The organism is Paenibacillus sp. 2RAB27, from assembly GCF_052115445.1.
In the GTDB taxonomy this organism is placed as follows: Bacteria; Bacillota; Bacilli; order Paenibacillales; family NBRC-103111; genus Paenibacillus_E.
The window spans coordinates 18,543-38,665 of record NZ_JBFRGR010000010.1; the positions used below are offsets into that span (position 1 = coordinate 18,543).

The window sequence follows — 20,123 nt, forward strand, 5'->3', positions numbered from 1 at the left end:
TGACATTATTGTCACATGCCTGTTATTCGCACGAGTTCGTTGGGCTGTGGGAAAGCGAGCGTGAACGTCGTTCCAACGCCAACCTCGGAATGCACAGTGATCTGGACGTGCAGTTTGTCAGCTGCTTTACGGGCTAGATATAAGCCCATGCCCGTCGCGGCGCTGTCCTGATGCCAAGTCGTGGAGGTAAAGCCCTTATCGAAGATACGGGGAAGATCCTTGGCATCAATGCCGCGTCCAAAGTCCGTTACTTCGAGGACGGTACGCTCCTGTACGATGAAACTCCTCACGATAATATCGGGTGAGAAGCTGTCACTATATTTCACAGCATTCGTCAAGAGCTGACGCAGGATGAAAGCGAGCCATTTGGCATCACTCAGGACTTGAGTGGCGTCCAAAAGAACGTCAAACCCCATGCCTTTTTGAATACACCAAGATTGCAGGGATTTAATCTCCGAATAGAGGAGATCTTCGATCTGTACCTTTTCAATGTAGAGATCATTGTCAATCGAGGGAAGTCGCAACTGGTGAAGCTGCTGGTCCAGAAGATGATGAATACGCAGCCATTCAAAGGTGATGGAGGCCTTCGCCCTATCGTTACCCAAACGTCCAATCATCAAATGCATGGCGGTGAGAGGCGTCTTCACTTCATGGATCCAAGATAGCAGTTCGTCTTTCTCTTGTTCCAGCGCGATTTGCTGCCGCGAGGCAGTCTGATGTAACTGCTCGGTCTGATTGACTAAGGCAGCTTCCATGATCTTCTCAAATGGACTTGCTGCGTCAGCGAACCCGGATACATCAAGGCTGGTTTCCCAGTCATTTAATCGCTTAATAAAGGCCGTCTCCTTGTGATAGCGAATGATCAAGAAGATGATGAACAGTATTGTGGATAAGAAAACAATATACAGAACGGATCGGAATGGAATCGAGTGGTCGAGATAGGCGATAAGGAGCAGGAGGATTTGACCGAAAAGGAACATCCCAAGCCAACTTATTCGCTCTCTGAGATACGTTTTAATCATAATGGGCTGTCTCTTCCGTCGCGATGTAGCCTTGCCCGACCTTTGTCTCGATAAAACGTCCTAAATCCAGCTCATCCAGCTTCTTTCTGAGCCGATTCACATTCACCGTCAAGGTATTATCACTTACAAAACGCTGGTCATTCCATAAGCTATTGATGATATCTTCCCGGCTGACAATCGTATTTTTATGCTCGATGAGGAGCTTCAATATGTAGATTTCATTCTTCGTTAGTTCAATGGATCCGGAAGCATGACTAACGATATTTTTCTCAAAATCGATCGTAGCGCCGCACCATGTTTTGAGCTTAATTTGCTCCGTATTGTAGTTGTAGACGCGGCGGAGTATGGCATGGATTTTTGCGATCAGCACGTCAAAATGAAAGGGCTTTTGGATAAAGTCATCCGCTCCAAGCTGCATGGACATCACCATATCTGTAGGATGGTCGCGTGAAGAGAGGAAGACGATCGGCACATTGGAATGCGTCCGAATCATGCGGCACCAATGAAACCCATCGAATTTCGGCAGTTGAATATCAATGACGACTAAATCGGGTTTCAATGCAATAAATGTCTCAAGTACTTTATTGAAATCAGCGATGCCATTCACTTCGTAGGACCATTGGGCCAAGCGCTCTTTGATCTCTGCGAACAAGGTGGCATCATCTTCGATAAGTAAGATTTTAAACAACGGAATTCACCCACTTCTGGTCATTCTTTGAGTTTTAAACTTATTGTATTGTAAACTAGTTCATAGAGCTAAATGGATTCTGACCTATAAATCATACCATAAATTCAAATGAGGAGTTCTGGATGCCATGAAACAGAATAAATACGATGAGCTTGGATTTTATGAAAAATATAGCGAGATGCCTCGTTCCATTGGCGGCCTCAACGCAGCTGGGGAATGGCCTGTACTTCGTACGATGCTGCCCACACTGGAAGGAAAACGTGTTCTTGACCTCGGGTGCGGTTACGGTTGGCATTGCAAGTATGCTCGTGAGCAAGGGGCTGCTTCCGTTGTTGGTGTGGATCTCTCGGAGAAAATGCTGGCATACGCCAGCGCGAATCATAGCGATTCGGGTATCACGTATCAGCGATTGGCGATTGAAGACATCGACTTTGCGGTTGGCGAGTTTGACGTTGTCATCTCCTCATTGGCTCTTCACTATGTTGAGCAATTTGATGCGGTTTGCCGTAAGGTGCAGCACTGTCTGGCCGCTGGAGGCACCTTCGTACTCTCTGTGGAGCATCCGATCTTTACCGCACGTGCTGCGCAAGACTGGCATTACGGTCCCGGAGGCGAGCGTATGCACTGGCCTGTCGACGACTATCAGGAGGAGGGTCAGCGGGTAGCGAGGTTTTTAGATCATGATGTAGTCAAATATCATCGAACGATCGCTTCCTATATGAACGCGTTAATTGAAGCGGGATTCCTTATTACGAAGATCGCTGAGCCGCAACCAACGCAAGAAGCATTGGAGAAGTATCCCGATATGAAAGACGAAACGCGCCGTCCCATCTTCCTATTGATTTCAGCCGTTAAAAAGTAACAGTAATCCTGCTGCCCTTCGGGGTAGGAGGATTTTTTGTGTGTCTTCGTCCTACGAGTGAAACATTATTTGGAAATCCACGTCTGTTAGTTTAGGAGATTTCCAATGGAAGGACGACGCTTGTGAATAGATTGGTGATGGCTCTCTCTGTTGTATTCATACTAATTTTTATAAGCTTAGTATTGCCGAGTAAAAGCTATGCTTGTAGCTGCGCGCTGCAACCAGATCTAATAAAGGCTGTGGAACAATCTAAGGCTGTATTTTCAGGCAAAGTACTTGCCATCGAACCAAAGGTACTAGATATTAATGGCATTCTCGATCATAAAATCGCCGTTCATTTCGATGTAGAGAAATCGTGGAAAGGGATGAATCAGACGCAGGCCATTGTCCTTACCAACTTGGGTGAACCTTCGTGTGGCTATACGTTTGGGTTGGGAGAAACCTATCTTGTTTTTGCCTATGACTATGATTATAAGGAGAATATGCTGCAAACAAGTTCTTGTTCCTTAACGAAGAAGCTTACGGATGCTACTTCAGRACTGAGTAAGATGGGGCAAGGCGTGGATCCGATTGAGAATGTTAGTTTAAAAGACAAGATGGATACGATGGCGTATACGAATAAATGGGCTTTGCTCGAAGCGATTTATCATCGATTGGTTCGGTATCATCTACTAGAATTCGTGCAAGTGGCCGTAATCCTAGTTATTGGGGCAGGTTTGCTGATGATTAGGGCAAGACGCCAATCGTAATTATTCGACAGTAGTCAGCTCAAAGGTGGGTTCTAGCATTGACAAACGGCTTCGAGAAGGCTATGATATCTCTTGTTGTTTAGTTAAAGTAGAAAAGTAACTGGAGGTGTTTTGACTATGGCAGTTCCTCAACGGAGAACGTCCAAAACACGTCGCGATAAGCGCCGTACTCACTTTAAACTGGCTGTGCCAGGAATGGTGAAGTGTGAACAATGTGCTGAACTTAAAAAAGCGCATCATGTTTGCAAAAACTGCGGTTCATATAAGGGTAGAGAGATCGTACAAGCTCAATAATCATATGAATCTTGCAATGAAAAAGACACTTCTAATAGAAGTGTCTTTTTTTTACAAATAATAGAAAGTATAAAATTCAAAGAGCAGGATTCCCTTCTAAGTGTAGCGATTTTGCAGGTTCTTCGCCCGTCACGCGCTAGCGCACAAATATTGTGCGCAAGGTAAGCAGCCCCGTCGGCCGTCACGCGCTAGCGCACAAATATTGTGCGCAAGGTAAGCAGCCCCGTCTGCCGTCGCGCGCTAGCGCACAAATATTGTGCGCAAGGAAAGCGGCCCCGTCGGCCGTCGCGCGCTAGCGCACAAATATTGTGCGCAAGGTAAGCGGCCCCGTCGGCCGTCGCGCGCTAGCGCACAAATATCAAAATTGGCGGCGAATGCCTCCTTTTTCAATTAAAATTTAAAGGAAAGTGTGCTTAATGAACCATGCTCGATGGTGTCGTGCAGCACACGGATGTCGCGACCCGGGCTTCCGCTGCCAAGTGCAATGAGCAGAGGCACGAAATGCTCAGCACGTGGGACACCTATTGCTGCATGCGGTGCCAACGTTTCGTATTTACTTAAGGACTCGATATCTCTAGCGAGCACCTTTTCCCGAATCCAATCTCTGAATTGCACGGCCCATGAGCGTGGTGGAGCATCCTTGTCACGGTCAATTTCATTAAAGTTATGCGTCAAAAAACCGCTTCCGATGATGAGAATGCCATCTTGCTCAAGTCCTTGCAGTGCTTCACCGATCGCAATCTGCTGTCTCGCAGGCAAGAAGGGGTTGACCGAAACGGGAACGATAGGAATATCGGCTTCCGGATAAGCGTGCATCATTATAGGGAAGACGCCGTGGTCTATGCCGCGATATTTCATTTGAACCGGAATGTTATTTCGGCGCAGACGCGCTTCCACCATGGAAGCAACAATTGTTGAGCCCCTCGCGGGATATTGAACTTGGTAATAAGACGGAGGAAACCCGTAATAATCATATTCCATGTCATGAACATCGTCAGTCGCGGCAATGGTCGTAATTTCACTTTCGAAGTGGGCTGAGAAGATGACGATGGCTTTCGGGCGATTCTCCTGGCCAAAGCGGTTCAGGAACGCCGTGAATTCGGATTTTTCAAAAATGGTATAGGGTGAGCCRTGAGGCAAGAAGACAGGGGAAAGCATAGTTGGACCTCCTACTCGTCATTGTGTTAATCTGTATGCAACTTACCAACGTCCGATTGCTACAAATAGTAATATCGCCAAGAAAATGATGTTCATCCCGATCCCTGAGTTTTCTTTTCTTTTCGCGTGGAATACGGCTGCGAGTACCATGATTAAACATAGTGCAATAGCGGCAATTGGCGTCAAAATAGGTGCGATTCCTGTCGCATAAGGGACAATTAATCCTAATCCTCCAAGTAGTTCKGATACCCCGATGAAAGTTACCAGGCCTTTTGATGACTCTTTGACCCAAGGCATACCGGCTTTGGCTTTCTCATACTGAAAAGATTTCATTGAACCTGCCATAATAAATGCTAATGCTAAAATTCCCTGTGCGATCCACAATGCGATATTCATAAAATAAAATTACCTCCTTGAATTAAGTAAGTGTATAGTCGTATAATAATCCCTAGGAGCGATACTGAGAAGTAGTTACTCAAAATAAACCTAGTATACAAAAAGATACCTAAGTAAATTGAGGAGGAAATCAATATGGAGGAACCCCATTGTAAATTTGAAACTGTCCTAGAGATTCTTGTAGGCAAATGGAAGCCCATCGTTTTGTTTCACCTTTTCTCGAATGGCACGATGAGATTTAGCGAACTTCAAAAAGCGATTCCCGATATAACGAAAAAAATGCTAACCCAACAATTAAGAGAGCTAGAGTATCACGATATTGTTCATCGAAAGATCTATCACCAAATTCCTCCCAAAGTCGAATATTCCATCACCGAACACGGCAAAGGAATGTCTACGGTCCTACAGGCGATGAATGATTGGGGAATGTCGCATCTCACCCATCTGAATGAGTTGTATGGGCAAGAGAGATCTGTGGAATCATTTGAAGGCAGATTGGACGAAGTGACAGGGAATTAGAGGGAGTTAAGCAGATAGGAAGTCAAAAAGAAGAAGCCTCTTCCAAGGCTTCTTTTTTCGTATATTCCTGTCAATCAACTACTCCATTACCACATGCCAAGTCTGCATCCACACGATTCGCTCACCTACTCGAAGAACGATGTTCACGTCGTGAGGGCCAGAAGTCAGGGTTCTTGAAGTATTCAGTTGGAACAATGGCGTGACCGTGTCAGCGGAAACGGCCTTACTGGCGGGTGCAACCGCGATCGATGATAAGGCATCCTTGCCGCCTAGATCATTATTTTCCTCCAAAGATAGCCGTGGCTGGATGGCGTCTTTGAGATTTTTCTGAGTCCATTGTACCTGCGTATCGTAAAGGAAAGCATGCAGTCTAGCGGTTGTTCCTGCTAACTTGTCAGGGAGCTTACCGAGTTCGACTTTGTAGCCTCCTTCATAGTAAGCGTGCCCCTCATACCAAGGAATGGGGGAAAGTCCGAATAATAACTTCACATCCGTCTGTTCCAAGTACCACTCACCTTCTTGTTGCTGGGGGATGCTGCTAAGGGCAACGGATTTGGTTAAACTATTTTTCCAGTAGATATCAGCACGTTGTTCCCCTTTGTGTAGAACGAAGGCATAGTCGCCTTTCGAATAACGAACGGCACCGTTCGGATCTTCCACATCCGCTTGCTGGTATCCCAACTGCTCAGCTAGAACCTTCAGCTTCAGGACATCCACGCCTTTTTTTACATAGCCTGCGTCAACATTCTCGTTCCACTTTAGAACGCCTTGGCTATCAAGCTTAAGAATAACCTGTTGTGGATATTGGGTTTCAATCTGTAGTTCAGTACCCGTATCGAGGTCCCAGAATCTGTCTTGGTTCCAGGGTTGTAAAGGGATCCACCCGGTATGTCCTTCCTTACTGGCCTTGAGCCAGGTGGCGCCGTTTGGCAGACTCCATACCGCGGAAACCTCCACATCCTGATTTCGCAGCAAAAGGACAGAAGATGTATAGTACACATCAGGATAACGCATTAACTCACGGTCACCATGAATGGATACCTTCCAATGAACGTTCACCGCGTMCGCGGGCTCCCCGTATAAGAGATTAATCCATCCTGTTCCTTTGGACGTGTGTACATGGTACCAAGTTGAGAAATGCCAAATCTCATAAGGACCTCTACCAGTCCATAACGGCTGGGTGATTTTCTCGAAGGCAGTAACCTTCTCCCCTGTGACGACGGCAGTTTCTTTGTTTGCTGGGTCAGTGAATAGTGGAATCTCCGTAGTCAGGTTTAATGTTTCATCGGTAGGGACGATGGTCACACCTGCTTGCGAAGTCCACAGAGGACCCACCTCGGTTTCAACCAAGAAGTAACGGTCATAAATCGTTGTATACTCTTGGATGATTCGTGTTTCCCTAGCAGATGCGGTTTCCATCGAAGTCTGCGCTAATTGTAAAAGGGGCAACAGCTCCTTACTGCCGTAGATACCTGGATAATAGACGGGCTTGCTGACGTCTTGAACGGTGCCTATTTGCTTCACGGGGATGTGCGCCCACAAGTCTCCCATCCATGACGTATGAATCTGAATCCAGGCTTTACTGGACGTGTCATTCGTGTAGAACCACTGCTTCTCCGCACTGACGACCTTCACTTCTTGAGGTGCGAGGGCTGCTACCGAACCGCCTCGTTCGCTCATTTTGCTATAAAGAGGTGTGTCCGAGGTTAGCAAAATGTGATCGGGTGGAGCGATATCAATCTCCCATGGATTTGGACGAATCCAACGAGGGCCGAACATTGTCTCAATTTTCCAGTTAGCTGCGCCAATAGACCAAGCGCCATTCGTCTCGATGACATTGACGTTTTGCGGAGAAAACCATCCCTCGGGCTGATCGGCAGGTGTATCTGCTGCAGGATAGTAAGCTGTATCCGACAGTAGCGCTATCGATCCAGGAATACGTAAACCATCTGGGGGATAGGGCCCCTGAGCCATGAATTCCGCCGAGGTTTCTGCAGGTTTACCTAACAGTCCCGTAAGTGTTACCACTAACAAAGTTACCATCCAACTTGCTCGCCAATTCATTTCGCAACCACTTCCCATCACCAATTGTGGTAAATATTTCAAATATTAGACGTAAAGTAGGGGCAAAAAGTTTCTGAAATCGGTGTAACATAGTGGAAAAGGTGTGATGAATAGACTTTCTTGAAGTTGGGAGGCGAACTCATGAAATTTAGAAGGTTAATCCCGTTACTTATTGGTACAATGCTCCTGTTGCTCTCGGCACAGCCATTGCTCTTGATGGGGCAAGAGATGATTATCGGAAGCCGTGTTAACCGTGACTTTACTTTTGATCATATCTATGTGAATTTCATGGAATTAGGTAAAGTGGAGATTCTCGGGAGAGGCGCACCCATTCCAGTAGATCGTATTTCAGTTGAGAATTATATAGCTGTTGGCAACGACAGCAAAGCTATTCATACAATCGCAGCGTATACGGACATGAATCGACGCGACGACGCGACGCGGCTTACCTACACTAGAGTATACAAGTGGGAGGGGCAGACGATTGAAATTGCAGATCAATTCCAATCGGGCGTATTTAATGAATCCAGTCGTGAACAAGCGAATTTAAAAATGACAATCAATCACAAGGATTGGTCTGTAGAGGGGCCTGTCCTGGTGAGGCCGAATTTCTTGGATGATAATCGGTACCATGGATACTTTGGGGTCTTGACCGTCGAGGAGAATGGAATTGAGAAGTTCGTGGTTATTCAACGAATCTCTGGAACAGCGTTTACCCCGGATAAAAACTTGTCATGGCGCATTCTAAGTGTCGATAGTGATGGTCAGGTTGAAGAAGATCGATTCACATTTGATGAGCTGGGTGAGGTTCCACAAAGGGTGAATATGATCAATCTGACGTCAACTTCACCTTCTGCCGTGGGATATCAGAGTGACATTTTGCTCGGCTGGCCATCTCTTATTTTCCCGTTGGCGTACCCGTATGGAACAGCTTTACTAGGACTCCTTTTCGTTGTCGTTGGGTTAGTGATAGGATTTCGCACATTTCGTGAATAATAAGATACGGTTTAAGTGATGAGTCGAAAGGAGGGGGTGCGGTTGAAAATCACGTATTATTTCATGGTATTCGCATTCATGATCGGGTTGTCCGCGTGCCAAGCAGATGAGCTTGCAACGGTTGTTTCGAGCGCTGTGCCAGAAGAGCCGACGGCTTCTATTCCTCTGAAAAAGGGAGAAGTTGCCCCCAAGGTGAGCGAGGCTAAAAATCCGTCAGTCCTTATGCCCAAAGGTTGGCAGCAGCTTGTCCGTCAAAGTGTCCCTGTACGTGTGGAAGGTGACTTGAACAAAGACGGTAACCAAGACGTAGCCATGGTCATAGAAAAGCTGGATAGCGGAGAAGACCAAGCACCTGAAAKGGCGCTTTTGATTGCTTTTGGGAATAAGGAGGGCACCTACACACGATCGATCATGGCGGATAAGGCGATCCTGAAAGCCGATGAAGGCGGAGTATGGGGCGATCCACTAGCGGGCATTTCTATCGATAGAGGCTCCCTTATCGTGAGTTTCTATGGGGGAAGTAACGACAGATGGTACGGGAACTACCGATTCAGATTTCAAGACGAAGACTGGTACCTGATCGGTGCCACGGTGGGATCCTTCTATTCGGGGACGATGACCGAAACGACAGGTGACGAAGAAGAATATAACCTGCTTACAGGTGATTACGTCAAACGAATCGTTGACGATCCGAAGGCTGAGAAGCCCACTTCACACACGATAAAAGGCAACAGGGGGAAGAAGAAACTGCTGAAGCTAAGTGAATTTGTGGCGACGGGATCAACGGATCAGTTTTTAAAATAAGGCTTGTCCGCGGCTGTTGGATGCGTCGGTTGACGCTGATGGTTGCTGCGGAGGGAGGGGGGCAGTGACGGCAGTGCGGCAGTGGCAGCAGTGGCAGATTTAGATGGATTTCCTCCATCTATTTTCGGCGTAAATTGATCGAAACACAATTTAAATGGATTTCCTACAGCTAATTTGACGCAATCTCCCTCTTTTGCCGCGAAAGGTCAGATTTAAATGGAGATTTTCCATCTAATGCTCGATTTTAGTGAAAAACCCTGAAATTAGCTGGAGAAAATCCAGTTAGTTGGCCTGGGGGCGAGTATCTAAACACCACCAACGCTACTCGACCACCTACATGTCAGCATCTACACGCAACAATCTACACTCAGCTATCCACATGCCACGAACCGCATACAACCATGCACAAGTCATCAACCACCAACCACCAACGCCACTCGACCAACACATGCCACTATCCTGCAAGTTCTATCTACTCTGCCACCAGCATTTTGTTCTACCCTCAGTCGTCCTTTCCCGCCAGCCTACCTTCTACCGTCACTCTTCTCGCTCCATCCAGCGCCTTCCTCCCTCTTTTTGCCCTCAAATTTGCCATGGAAATCCACCCAATACATACTTATCCCCAAAAATATCCACAATATCAACATGTCCACAAAGCAAGCTGTGCATAATCTTTTCAATATCTTATACACATATCCACAGAAAATGTTATCCACAGGTCGAGAGTGTGATAGCCTTTTGGACGTGAAACCGCTAGTCCTCATTACAAACCATAATGACATGCTTCACACAGAGATGCTAGAAGATGCTTTTCCGCGTATGATTTGGTATGCTGTATTATGTTGTAATATTTCTGTAATCATATTGTAACAGTAACATTTGTGCCGACATCTGCTAAGCAGACAACGCATTGGCGTCATCAACCTTCATCTTATATGCACCAAAGGATGTGGACAACTCCGCCTTTGGTCTAGGTTTTTTCACGACTTTTGGCTAAAGAAAGACAGTACCTTGGTGCGTTTAGCAAATGGCTATACTCCTTTATGATAGAGATAACGTAGAGGAGAGCGAGGATTTGGCATGAGAACAAAAGCTTGGGTGTCCTATTTGCTTGCGTGCAGCGGACTACTTTTGATCCCGTTAGTAGGGCTCATTTATATACATTTAAATCAAGATAACGGTACAGCGTACAGTTTAATGACGGATCTCGATCGACAGATCCCTTTTATCAAAGGCTTCGTCGTTCCTTATTTATCCTGGTATGTCTTTCTTGCCGTAGGATTCCTATATTTAGCGTATCGAGATCGCTCGAATTATATCCAGACACTCGTGGAATTTATCATAGGTTTGCTTTTGTGTTATAGCGTCTATGCTATATATCAGACGACAGTGCCGCGACCGAACATTGAAGGCAGTGATTGGCTGCTGCGGACGGTCCAGTGGGTGTATCGCTCGGATGAACCGTTTAACTGTTTTCCCAGTACACACGTGTTAACAGCATACCTCATGATGAGAGCCTATCTCCGATCCAAACGAATTGCAATGTCGCACACAATCATTGTAACGAGCATGGCGATTCTCATTATCGTTTCAACATTATTCGTTAAGCAGCATGTGTTAATGGATATCGTGGGTGCAGTGCTAGTGGCAGAAGGAGTCGTCTATCTAGTGGAGAGAAGTAGAAGAACGTGGTTAACAGGATCGACCGCTGCTAGTGCGCGGCAGGATAAGCTCGAAAGGGGACTGAAGCAATGAGAAGCAAAGGAAAGCTTTTGATACTGACGGGCAGTCTTGGCGATGGGCACAATAAAGCAGCACAAGCTATTCTTGAAGCGGTACGTATGTACAGACCGGATATGGAAGTGAAGGTCGTCGATTATTTGGCGTGGACGCATCCGTATCTGCATGGGTTCGGTAAATACTGTTATATGCAATGGGTAAAAAGCTTGCCCTCCGTATACGGTTTTCTATATCACAAGACCAGACATGATACCGCGTTATCCCATTTGTTCAAAAGAATGAAGTCATTCAGCACCGAACGGATGCTGGATTTGTTAGAAGAGGAAGCACCCACGGAAGTCGTGTGTACGTTCCCAGGTGCTGCGGCAGCGATGTCTTATCTAAAATGTAACGGCCTTACGATCGTGCCGACCGTGACGGTCATCACCGATTACACCGATCACAGCTACTGGATTCATCCGGGGACGGATAAGTATCTGGTTGGGGCCGAGCATGTGAAACAGGCGCTCCTGCGGTATGCGATTCCTGAACAACGTATCGTTGTGACAGGGATACCGCTTCGCATGCCATTCACACAAACCTACAATCGTGAGGAGCTTCGTGATAAATATGGCTTGCACCGCGACATGCCAACTGTCCTTGTGATGGGCGGGGGCCATGGGCTGATCGGGAAGTCGTTTAAATCGGTGCTGCAGTCGGATGATCTGAAGACTCCCGTGCAGTTTGTGTTCGTCTGTGGTCGCAATGAGAAGCTGAAACAGCATTTGGAAGAAGAGTTGGGCGGCTCGAATACGCACCATCATGTGATGGTGACAGGGTTCGTCGATCATGTGCACGAGCTGATGGCACTATCTGATCTGATCGTGACGAAGCCAGGCGGGCTCACCGTATCCGAAGCGCTTGCGCTGGATTTGCCGATGATGCTGTACAAGCCAATTCCAGGCCAAGAGCAGGCGAATGCTGCCTATCTCGTTGGAATCGGAGCAGCTGTCGAAGTGAAGAACGCAGCCGAGATGAAAAGGCAGTTGTTAGAGGTCATCGCGAATCAATCTGTACTGCTCAAGCTGAAAAAGAATGCACAAATGAGTCATCGTCAACCTGATGTGCTTCGCACGGTAGATGCGATTTTGGAAACGGAGCATCATTATCTTCCGATTCAGGATGACTTACAATTTTCTTATGCCAATGTTTAAAATAGAGCTCAAAATAACCCTATTCCTCCCTCTTTTTGAGGTGGGGGAATAGGGTTATTTAGTTTGCTATTTATCTTCTTGCATCGTCACGATGATGTCTTGAGCATAGTTGCCGAATTGTTTGCCGAATAGCGTAACACCACCACAATTCGTGGACGTTTCTAAGGAGGCAATACGGAAATGAATATCTTGGGAGAATACGATATTCAGGTCGTGTATGGTCGTCGCTGAGATTTGTGTGCCATCTAGAAAGGAACCCTGGGGATTCACGGTAATGATTTTCAGCAGACCATGCTGTGTGTTGCCATTTCCCCACCAGTCGGGGGAGAGTACCCCTCTGTGTTTGCCGAAATCACCAGGGCAGGTCCACTGTCCGAGTGGCTTATCGTTGATCGAAAACGAAATATCCGAAGGCCAATTTTCGTTAAAGCCAGGAGCTTCCGAGCAGATTTCAAATGAAATTTCCAACGAACGAAGCTTCTGGTTGCTGTGGAAAAAATTCGGGATACGGTACTCCACGTAACCGCTGCCGAACCAAAGAATGCCTGCTTGTACATGCTGCGGATCCGCAAAATACCGCGGATCATCGAGCACGCCAATCAGCTGCGTCGGTGACGCCAAGCCACACGTCGGGTTCACGTCGAAGGAGGCGTACTGACCGATGGGAATCGCAACCGTCGTTGTCGGATGCTCATAAGGCTTCTTCGACTTAAACTGAAGTGTGGCTTGTTCAAGCTGCAGGTAGCAAATCTTTTGCGTGCCTCGTACACCGGTCACGTTCTCCGACCGCACAATGCCAGCTTGCTCCAGTTTCTGAATATGCTTCGTCACGATCGCTGACGAAATCTCTAGTCGCTGGGACAGCTGTTTAATATTTAATGGCGCTTCGCCAAGCAGTTCAATCATCTTCACGCGAGTTTCCGATGAGAAGCATTCCAGGAAGGGCATATTTTTGGATGAAACCTCAATTTGCATAGGGGAAACCTCAACTTTGTAGGCATATTTATTTCTATTGTATAACCTGTAGGTTATTTAAACAACTTGATTGTGAGTGTTTGTTGTATGCTGGAGAAATCGTTGTTAGAAAAACAAAAAAACGCCCTCCGCCTACTCGGCAAAAAGGACGTTCTTCGTCAAAGAAATAGTGTATCATGAGATAGAGGATTAATCCATTATATACCAAGTTTAGATAACGAGGTGTGAAAATGAGTAATCGCTTTCAACTGCATGCAATTTTCTCCGAAGGAGTGATTTTGCAGCGAAATCAAGARAACCCCGTCTGGGGGACAGGCCCGGATGGGATGCAGCTAACCTTGGAGTGCCAAGGACAACAGGTTCAAACCGTCTGCGCAGAGGGCAAGTGGCAGGCGATGCTGCCAGCATCCGAAGCGGGAGGCCCGCATATTTTAACCGTCAGCTCCGAGGGACAACAACTTGCAACCGTTCAAGATGTCTATTTTGGCGATGTGTGGCTAGCTGGCGGACAATCCAACATGGAGTGGAAGGTGCGAGATACGAGTCACGCGGAGACGGACATCGCGGAAGCGAATTTCCCTCTGATTCGTCACTTCGAAGTTCCTCGATTAGAGTGGGAGGATTCATCCGAAGTAACGCCCATGATCGCAACGTGGAAAAAGGCTGCTCCTGAAAATGTCCCTGATTTTTCAGCGGTTGCTTATCATTTTGCCCAGCATATTCAGGCTTCAGAAGGCGTACCAATTGGCATAATCGGCTGCTATTGGGGAGGCACCTCGGCATCGAGCTGGGTGAGTGAGGCCACCATTAACCAGCAACCAGAGCTGCAGGTGTATATAGATTCCTTCCAAGAACAAGTGAAGGATTTCGACTGGGATGCCTTCGCAATAATCCGTCAAGCCTATGATCAATCAACGGCAGACTATGAATTACGTAAAGCTGCTGGTGCAAGTGATGAGTAGCTCGGCGGCTATCCATGGCCGCCTCCAATGAGTCCGCATAGCTTCATGAGACCAAGCGGTCTCTACGAAACGATGCTGCTCAAGGTAGTTCCCTATGGGGTAAAGGGGTTTCTGTTCTATCAGGGAGAAAGCGATGCAGGCCATGCTGAGCTGTACGATAAACTGCTATCAGGACTTATCCATAATTGGCGTTCACTCTGGCACAATGACAATCTCCCTTTCCACTTCGTCCAATTGACATCCTACTGTGCGGATGGTAAAGCAGACGGTGAATCGTGGCCGCTGCTTCGCGAGTCCCAAGCGATCGTGAATGAGCGCGTCCCGCATACGGGCATGGCCGTCACATTAGATTGCGGGGAACGCGATGACATTCATCCACGAGATAAGCGGACCGTGGGGCAGCGCCTCGCTTTAACAGCGTTAGAGCATGTCTATGGGAGAGAGCTTACGAGCTCAGGCCCCGTGTACCGTGAGCTGCACATCGAAGGTGGGCGGATTGTGCTTCATTTTGATCACACAGATGGGGGGCTAGCACTTCCTGTGGGGAACGATCGACTCATCGGTTTCCAAATCGCTGCTGAGGTTGGCGACTTCCTGACCGCTGAAGCGAGTATCGTTGGGAACACCGTCCAAGTGTGGCATCCAGAGATTACGAAGCCAGCTAAGGCGCGTTATGCCTGGGCGAATTACACGGAGGCCAATTTAGTAAATGGACTTGGCTTGCCAGCGGGGACATTCCTCACGGACAGAGCAAGAGAATAATTCAAGAAATCAGGRGGTTGTCCCCGAAACGTATGTGGGGGGAGAACCTCTATTTCCATTTTTTTTGGAACAGGTGCCAGCTGTGAAAGATGCAAAAGGGCATCTTTGCTCATCGAATTAATCGCTCTTTCCGAAATACGTGCAATTAGGCAACAATTTCTGCTGGTACTCATCATTTCGGCACCTTAACGTCATAAAGGTTGCTCTTTTGCACTAATGTAGCTAAGTTTAGCTATTTATCCCGAAAATTAGTGCTCTTTTGCATCTTTGCCCCCGACTTCAATGGCTGACGATGCGTGGCGGGAGTACTCACGTGTTGGATGTCTTCTTGTAGAAGAAGCGAGATAACAAAAGGCCGACAAAACCAAGACCAATGAACAAAACAGCTTTAATAGTCAGTGAAACATTTGGCAAATCCATCAAGATGACCTTCATTAAAGTTAGGAATAACAAAGCGATACCAGTGAGTCTGATTTGTTTGACTTCTTTCTTCAGTCCGTAGGCAATTACACTAATCGCGTAAAGGAGCCACGCCGTCGAAACACATAAGTGTTGGATATTCAAACTGAAACCATCTGTCAATGTTCCGGTTACTTCCGTTATGAACCACAAGAATAGGAATCCAAGTCCATACTTAAGCGTAATTAATGTGTTCTTCGTGTTGGTGCCGACCCCGAAATGTGAAACTATTGCAATCATACCTGCCAKGGTTCCTAATAATAGCAGCCATATTAACATGTCGACCGACAGAATACTGCTCATACCCTCGGTGACTGTACCCAATGCAGTTGCAAAAGCGATTACATAGATGATGATTCCATTGATTTTTTGTAATAGCGACTTCACAATGAAACCAAGTAACAACGCAATAATTCCCTCAACTAATAGGAAACCAGGTAATGCATCAGCGCTGAAGTAGTTGGCCGAGTAGAATAGTAAAGCATAGGATGCTACTGTCATCGTATAGGGTAGCTTCTCGTGTGCTTTTCTACTGAACCAGTAGGAAATGAAGGCATAGGCAATACAAGTGGAAATCATCACAACGTTGAATTGCGTATCTGTGTAGGCCACTTTAAACCAAATAGCGGTGAACGCGAAACTTGGAATCAGCAATCGAAGTTGATGATTCATTGTGGGGCTTTTCAAACAGATAGACGCTAGCAAAGCTACTTGTTGTACTAACATCCCAATTGCTGCAACCTTTGTATCCCCATGTACACCAAGGCCAAATAGGAACAAGGCTAAGGGGAGTAGCGCGAACGAAGTATAGAATAAGCCGACAAATGTATGTCGTATGGCATATATCATAAAACTTACAAATAACAGCGTCTCGTAGCTAACGAAAAATACGGAGGAAGGGTTGTTACTATTTAATAAGAAAGGTGTCAGAACACCTGCTGCACTTGCTATGATCGCCAAGGATTGTGATTTTAATTTGTGTGAAAACCATAAGCCCAAGACGACCCATAACACATTCAGTGTGAACGCAATAGGCGCTCCAATGAGTTCATACAATTGATGACAAGCAAAGGTGGTTAGCATTAGTAATCCGATGGAACCGCCTAACAACACTTGTGACAGCAGTGGACGATTAGCCTTGTGTTGTTTAAACCCGAGGATTATGAAGGTTCCCCCGACGACATAGCCAATAGCACAGCGCATCCGCTCAGTGAGGAGTCCGTTGTCAACCGCCGCTTTGAATCCCCATACGATACCGATCAGAAGTACAAACATAAAAATTCTCGGCAGCCATACCCTAGCAATGAGGTGTTCCCAGTCGGTCTCTTCTTTCATAGCTTCTTGTTGGGGTGGTGCAATGGGCTGAACTTGAACGGGAATGCGATTGGGAGTGGGATTAGGATTAGGATGACTTACTCTGTTTTCAGTTGGTTTGCTTTGCTTTAGAAGTGCGAGTTCTTTCTCGAGCTCGACAACTCTCTTTTCTAAGTTCTCAAATCGATTATGAATGTCCAAGAAGTAACCTCCCTTTCGCTCAGTGGTAATTTCGGGCAAATGTTTATACATTTAAGATAACAGTTTATGATGGATGAAATAAGTACTATTCTGCAGTAGTACCTAGATGAAGATAGAAATTATATCAACCAAAGAACCCAGCAAACCATTGCGTTTGCTGGGTTCTTTCATTTGCTCCCATACACCCAATTCAAGCCAGGATAAAGGCAGCTAATTCAGCTTCCCTAGCATCCGATAAAGGCTCCGAATTATCCCAATACAGGAGAGATGACGGTTCCATCCGCCAAGTAACTTCTCTGCGCTGCAGGGATGAACGGAATTGATCCCAATTGTCCAGCTTCCATACATCCAATTCCAAGCCCCTTAAGCGAATACGCTCCTTATAAACATCCTCACTCGGTAAATACGCGTAAATCACCTTAACACGGACATTCTGTATGGAAGCTCCGATACGAGCCAACTCCCCTTCCAGCCACAGCGGGTCTCCCTGTTCCTTCGTAAATGGCCCGATCACGATAGCATCCTGATCAAGCAGGAGCTGTTCAAGCGCCGCATCCATCGTGATGCGATATCCCAAATCGCGGCAGTGTTGCTTATAAAAAGGCGAATCCCGATCGCTGGGATCTTGCCCAGCAAGGGTCATGATCGCTTCTGCCGCGGGGCGCAGCAATGTGTCCATATCTAAGAAAGCTCCGCCATGTCGGCGCACCCAAGCTCTTGCTAGCGTTGTTTTGCCTGCACCTGCAGGACCGATGAAGAAGATTAATTTGCGCATGGTGACCTCCAAAATTTACGGTGTAAATGACTGTTCAACAAATTGTAACATAAGAGCGTTTTCAACACAGATTTTCAGGAAACTTTCAGCTATCTTAAGGTTTCTTTAAGATTCACACCACATTTGCTTCACACTTTTTCTGTATATTACAAGAAAAAAGGGGAAAACCAAACTGGAAGGATCGATCTTGTGGTAACAAATGTGATTAGTCCAACTCGAAGTAGTATGGAAGCAACATCCCGTCCACCGGCTCAATGGCCCACGCATGGCTGGCCAACATCAACGCCTGAGGCGCAAGGATTATACTCAGCTACGTTAGCTAAGACTTTTGACGTTTTCCATGATCAAGGCGTGCACAGTATAGCGGTTATCCGGAATGGTGTATGGGTGGCAGATGCTTGTAAAGAAGGGATTCAACCTGGAATTCCGCAAGATATGAAATCAGTTACCAAAAGCGTGACATCAGCATTAATCGGAATTGCTTTAGCAGAGGGAAAACTGAAGACGATTGAACAGCGTCTGGCTACATTTTTTCCAGAGTTAGAAAATGATCCTTTAAAATCAAAGATCCAATTGAAGCATCTGCTCAGCATGACTTCAGGACTTTCATGGGATAATGATCAGGAACAATCATCGACTGAGATGATGCATGCAGCGGATTGGGTAGCGTATATTCTAAATCGCCCAGCCCAACATCAGCCTGGTGCTGTGTTTAACTATTCGAACGGTGATGCGCATTTACTCTCGGCAGTAATAGGGAAAGTAACGGGTATGTCCATGTTTGAATATGCGAAGTCGCGGTTATTCGAACCGCTTGGCATAACGAATGTGAAATGGAATCATGATCATCGAGGCATTACAATTGGCGCGTGGGCATTGGCTTTATCACTGGAGGACATGGCGAAGTTAGGCTTGCTGTATCTGAATGAAGGACAGTGGGAAGGAAAGTCAATTATTCCCCAATCTTGGATTCGCACATCATTCATGAAGCGAGTAACTTTAAATTATAGTAATGGTACGCAAGGCTCTTACGGCTATTATTGGTGGACTAAGTCACTTGCCAAAGGTTTAAATAAGGGAAGTCGCAAGGAAATGGAAATTTTCTATGCTTCGGGTTCAGGCGGTAGACGTATCTTCGGTATTCCGGAATTGAAGATGATTGTTGCATTAACAGCGAATACCGGTGATGTGGATATGCCAGAAAGTCTGCTGCACCACGTGGTGCAGGCTGTAAGGTCGAACAAGCAGCTCTCTGAGAACCCATTGGCCTTCGAACAATTGCAGCAAGCGAAACAACGTTTCGAGGAAACACCCTATATGTAAAAAGGAAAGCTGTGTATCAGAGGATACACAGCTTTTCTACGTGTGCATGTTGCAAAAGGAGGATTCGCAGGTATTGGATCGAAATGAGTGAATGGTTAATGGAATATTTGTGGCATAAATGAGGTGTTCACCATCGCGCGTTTATATGTATTACCAATTACGTCAATAACTCCAGAAGCGGTAACCGAAGGACTCACCTATATATCGGAAGAGAAGCGGGCACGCCTGCATCGCTTTCGTCACCGAGAAGATCTGATCCGAGGATTGATGGCGGATCTGCTGCTTCGTAGTCGAATTATCGAGGACCTTCACATGGACAATGCAAGTATCAGGTTCGAGCTCAATAGCTACGGTAAACCGCGACTCAGCGGGGTGAGTAACTACCATTTCAATGTGTCCCACTCGGGGGATTGGGTGGTCTGTCTGGTGGACAGCGATCCCGTCGGCGTCGATGTGGAACGCGTGCAAGCCTTCGAAGAAGGGATTGCTCGATCCTTTTTTGCGGAGGATGAGTATCGCTTCGTGCTGAATGGCGCTCAAGATAAGGATAAGCAGCTGCGTTTTTATCAGATTTGGACGGCCAAGGAAAGTTATATCAAAGCTGTAGGCAAAGGGCTATCGCTGCCGCTTACCGACTTCTCAGTCTTGATCTCGGAAGGTGTGGAGGGGTTGAAACTATTAGGCGGCGAGGCGTGGCAGCTCTCATCCTTTGAACTGCCCCGCGCTCAAGACACGAATACCTACTATTTAACGACATGCTGCAAACCATCGGCACACGTGAAAGGTCCGGAACGAGCAGATGCAAACTATATTTTAAGCACATTTAGGTCTGTCAATCGTTGACAGGCCTTTGCTTTTTGTGCTAAA

General features: G+C 46.6%; 20 protein-coding genes. 12 read left to right on the top strand and 8 right to left on the bottom strand.

All coding sequences use genetic code 11. The annotated features are described in order from the left end of the window. Nucleotides 1–11: 11 nt before the first annotated feature. A complete protein-coding gene (locus tag AB4114_RS15855; RefSeq protein ID WP_441989310.1) occupies nucleotides 12–1,022 on the bottom strand; it encodes a sensor histidine kinase in 1,011 nt (336 codons plus the stop codon). Beyond that, nucleotides 1,015–1,710: a response regulator transcription factor gene (locus AB4114_RS15860; protein ID WP_441989311.1), complete on the bottom strand. Its 696-nt coding sequence runs from the start codon at nucleotides 1,708–1,710 to the stop codon at nucleotides 1,015–1,017. The genes AB4114_RS15855 and AB4114_RS15860 overlap by 8 nt, the downstream gene beginning before the upstream one ends. 127 nt (nucleotides 1,711–1,837) lie before the next feature. On the opposite strand from AB4114_RS15860, the gene AB4114_RS15865 reads away from it, so the two are divergent. The 3 genes from AB4114_RS15865 to rpmF all read left to right on the top strand — a co-directional run bounded on the left by AB4114_RS15865 (nucleotide 1,838) and on the right by rpmF (nucleotide 3,615). Continuing rightward, nucleotides 1,838–2,572: a class I SAM-dependent methyltransferase gene (locus tag AB4114_RS15865; protein ID WP_441989312.1), complete on the top strand. Its 735-nt coding sequence runs from the start codon at nucleotides 1,838–1,840 to the stop codon at nucleotides 2,570–2,572. 122 nt (nucleotides 2,573–2,694) lie between these two features. Then, nucleotides 2,695–3,321 carry a hypothetical protein gene (locus tag AB4114_RS15870; protein ID WP_441989313.1) on the top strand — a complete coding sequence of 209 codons (627 nt, stop codon included), beginning with the start codon at nucleotides 2,695–2,697 and terminating at the stop codon, nucleotides 3,319–3,321. A 117-nt stretch (nucleotides 3,322–3,438) separates the two neighbouring features. Next, entirely contained in the window at nucleotides 3,439–3,615 is a 177-nt protein-coding gene (gene rpmF, locus AB4114_RS15875) for a 50S ribosomal protein L32 (protein WP_047680282.1), read from the top strand. Nucleotides 3,616–4,005: 390 nt separating this feature from the next. On the opposite strand, the gene AB4114_RS15880 is transcribed toward rpmF, so the two are convergent. Beyond that, nucleotides 4,006–4,773 carry a DODA-type extradiol aromatic ring-opening family dioxygenase gene (locus tag AB4114_RS15880; RefSeq protein ID WP_441989314.1) on the bottom strand — a complete coding sequence of 256 codons (768 nt, stop codon included), beginning with the start codon at nucleotides 4,771–4,773 and terminating at the stop codon, nucleotides 4,006–4,008. Nucleotides 4,774–4,815: 42 nt separating this feature from the next. Further along, on the bottom strand, nucleotides 4,816–5,169 hold the full coding sequence (locus tag AB4114_RS15885) for a DoxX family protein (protein WP_441989315.1): 354 nt from the start codon (nucleotides 5,167–5,169) through the stop codon (nucleotides 4,816–4,818). A 135-nt stretch (nucleotides 5,170–5,304) separates the two neighbouring features. Between AB4114_RS15885 and AB4114_RS15890 the strand changes: the two genes are divergently transcribed. Beyond that, nucleotides 5,305–5,688 (top strand): winged helix-turn-helix transcriptional regulator, encoded by a 384-nt coding sequence (locus AB4114_RS15890; RefSeq protein WP_171628932.1) that lies wholly within the window; start codon nucleotides 5,305–5,307, stop codon nucleotides 5,686–5,688. 78 nt (nucleotides 5,689–5,766) lie between these two features. Here AB4114_RS15890 and AB4114_RS15895 read toward each other — a convergent pair whose 3' ends face one another. Then, on the bottom strand, nucleotides 5,767–7,752 hold the full coding sequence (locus AB4114_RS15895; protein ID WP_441989316.1) for a hypothetical protein: 1,986 nt from the start codon (nucleotides 7,750–7,752) through the stop codon (nucleotides 5,767–5,769). Between the two features lie 141 nt (nucleotides 7,753–7,893). Here AB4114_RS15895 and AB4114_RS15900 point away from each other — a divergent pair, with 141 nt between their 5' ends. The 4 genes from AB4114_RS15900 (at nucleotide 7,894) to AB4114_RS15915 (ending at nucleotide 12,485) form a co-directional block, all read left to right on the top strand. After that, nucleotides 7,894–8,748: a hypothetical protein gene (locus AB4114_RS15900; protein WP_441989317.1), complete on the top strand. Its 855-nt coding sequence runs from the start codon at nucleotides 7,894–7,896 to the stop codon at nucleotides 8,746–8,748. Nucleotides 8,749–8,790: 42 nt separating this feature from the next. Then, nucleotides 8,791–9,552 (top strand): hypothetical protein, encoded by a 762-nt coding sequence (locus tag AB4114_RS15905; RefSeq protein ID WP_441989318.1) that lies wholly within the window; start codon nucleotides 8,791–8,793, stop codon nucleotides 9,550–9,552. Nucleotides 9,553–10,632: 1,080 nt separating this feature from the next. Continuing rightward, complete coding sequence (locus AB4114_RS15910) at nucleotides 10,633–11,307, top strand: phosphatase PAP2 family protein (protein WP_441989319.1); 675 nt, start codon at nucleotides 10,633–10,635, stop codon at nucleotides 11,305–11,307. After that, nucleotides 11,304–12,485, top strand: a complete 1,182-nt coding sequence (locus AB4114_RS15915) for an MGDG synthase family glycosyltransferase (protein ID WP_441989320.1) — start codon at nucleotides 11,304–11,306, stop codon at nucleotides 12,483–12,485. Before AB4114_RS15910 ends, AB4114_RS15915 begins: the two co-directional genes overlap by 4 nt. A gap of 66 nt (nucleotides 12,486–12,551) precedes the next feature. On the opposite strand, the gene AB4114_RS15920 is transcribed toward AB4114_RS15915, so the two are convergent. Further along, a complete protein-coding gene (locus tag AB4114_RS15920) occupies nucleotides 12,552–13,460 on the bottom strand; it encodes an ArsR/SmtB family transcription factor (protein WP_441989321.1) in 909 nt (302 codons plus the stop codon). A gap of 230 nt (nucleotides 13,461–13,690) precedes the next feature. On the opposite strand from AB4114_RS15920, the gene AB4114_RS15925 reads away from it, so the two are divergent. Further along, on the top strand, nucleotides 13,691–14,422 hold the full coding sequence (locus tag AB4114_RS15925) for a sialate O-acetylesterase (RefSeq protein WP_441989322.1): 732 nt from the start codon (nucleotides 13,691–13,693) through the stop codon (nucleotides 14,420–14,422). 45 nt (nucleotides 14,423–14,467) lie between these two features. Then, complete coding sequence (locus tag AB4114_RS15930; RefSeq protein WP_441989323.1) at nucleotides 14,468–15,184, top strand: sialate O-acetylesterase; 717 nt, start codon at nucleotides 14,468–14,470, stop codon at nucleotides 15,182–15,184. A gap of 309 nt (nucleotides 15,185–15,493) precedes the next feature. Here the strand turns inward: AB4114_RS15930 and AB4114_RS15935 are convergent, their stop codons facing one another. Both AB4114_RS15935 and AB4114_RS15940 read right to left on the bottom strand, forming a co-directional pair. Beyond that, nucleotides 15,494–17,158 carry a DUF2339 domain-containing protein gene (locus AB4114_RS15935; protein WP_441989324.1) on the bottom strand — a complete coding sequence of 555 codons (1,665 nt, stop codon included), beginning with the start codon at nucleotides 17,156–17,158 and terminating at the stop codon, nucleotides 15,494–15,496. A 190-nt stretch (nucleotides 17,159–17,348) separates the two neighbouring features. After that, nucleotides 17,349–17,933, bottom strand: a complete 585-nt coding sequence (locus AB4114_RS15940) for an AAA family ATPase (protein ID WP_441989325.1) — start codon at nucleotides 17,931–17,933, stop codon at nucleotides 17,349–17,351. A gap of 189 nt (nucleotides 17,934–18,122) precedes the next feature. On the opposite strand from AB4114_RS15940, the gene AB4114_RS15945 reads away from it, so the two are divergent. Beyond that, nucleotides 18,123–19,256: a serine hydrolase domain-containing protein gene (locus AB4114_RS15945; protein WP_441989326.1), complete on the top strand. Its 1,134-nt coding sequence runs from the start codon at nucleotides 18,123–18,125 to the stop codon at nucleotides 19,254–19,256. Between the two features lie 123 nt (nucleotides 19,257–19,379). Next, nucleotides 19,380–20,099, top strand: coding sequence for a 4'-phosphopantetheinyl transferase family protein (locus AB4114_RS15950; protein WP_441989327.1), 720 nt, complete (start codon nucleotides 19,380–19,382; stop codon nucleotides 20,097–20,099). The last annotated feature ends 24 nt before the right edge of the window (nucleotides 20,100–20,123 follow it).

Bases quoted from the DNA above. Each gene is read 5' to 3' on its own strand.
- AB4114_RS15940 (WP_441989325.1), bottom strand. From the start codon at position 17,933: ATGCGCAAATTAATCTTCTTCATCGGTCCTGCAGGTGCAGGCAAAACA.
- AB4114_RS15865 (WP_441989312.1), top strand. From the start codon at position 1,838: ATGAAACAGAATAAATACGATGAGCTTGGATTTTATGAAAAATATAGC.
- AB4114_RS15910 (WP_441989319.1), top strand. From the start codon at position 10,633: ATGAGAACAAAAGCTTGGGTGTCCTATTTGCTTGCGTGCAGCGGACTA.
- AB4114_RS15920 (WP_441989321.1), bottom strand. From the start codon at position 13,460: ATGCAAATTGAGGTTTCATCCAAAAATATGCCCTTCCTGGAATGCTTC.
- AB4114_RS15890 (WP_171628932.1), top strand. From the start codon at position 5,305: ATGGAGGAACCCCATTGTAAATTTGAAACTGTCCTAGAGATTCTTGTA.
- AB4114_RS15900 (WP_441989317.1), top strand. From the start codon at position 7,894: ATGAAATTTAGAAGGTTAATCCCGTTACTTATTGGTACAATGCTCCTG.
- AB4114_RS15855 (WP_441989310.1), bottom strand. From the start codon at position 1,022: ATGATTAAAACGTATCTCAGAGAGCGAATAAGTTGGCTTGGGATGTTC.
- AB4114_RS15930 (WP_441989323.1), top strand. From the start codon at position 14,468: ATGAGACCAAGCGGTCTCTACGAAACGATGCTGCTCAAGGTAGTTCCC.
- rpmF (WP_047680282.1), top strand. From the start codon at position 3,439: ATGGCAGTTCCTCAACGGAGAACGTCCAAAACACGTCGCGATAAGCGC.
- AB4114_RS15915 (WP_441989320.1), top strand. From the start codon at position 11,304: ATGAGAAGCAAAGGAAAGCTTTTGATACTGACGGGCAGTCTTGGCGAT.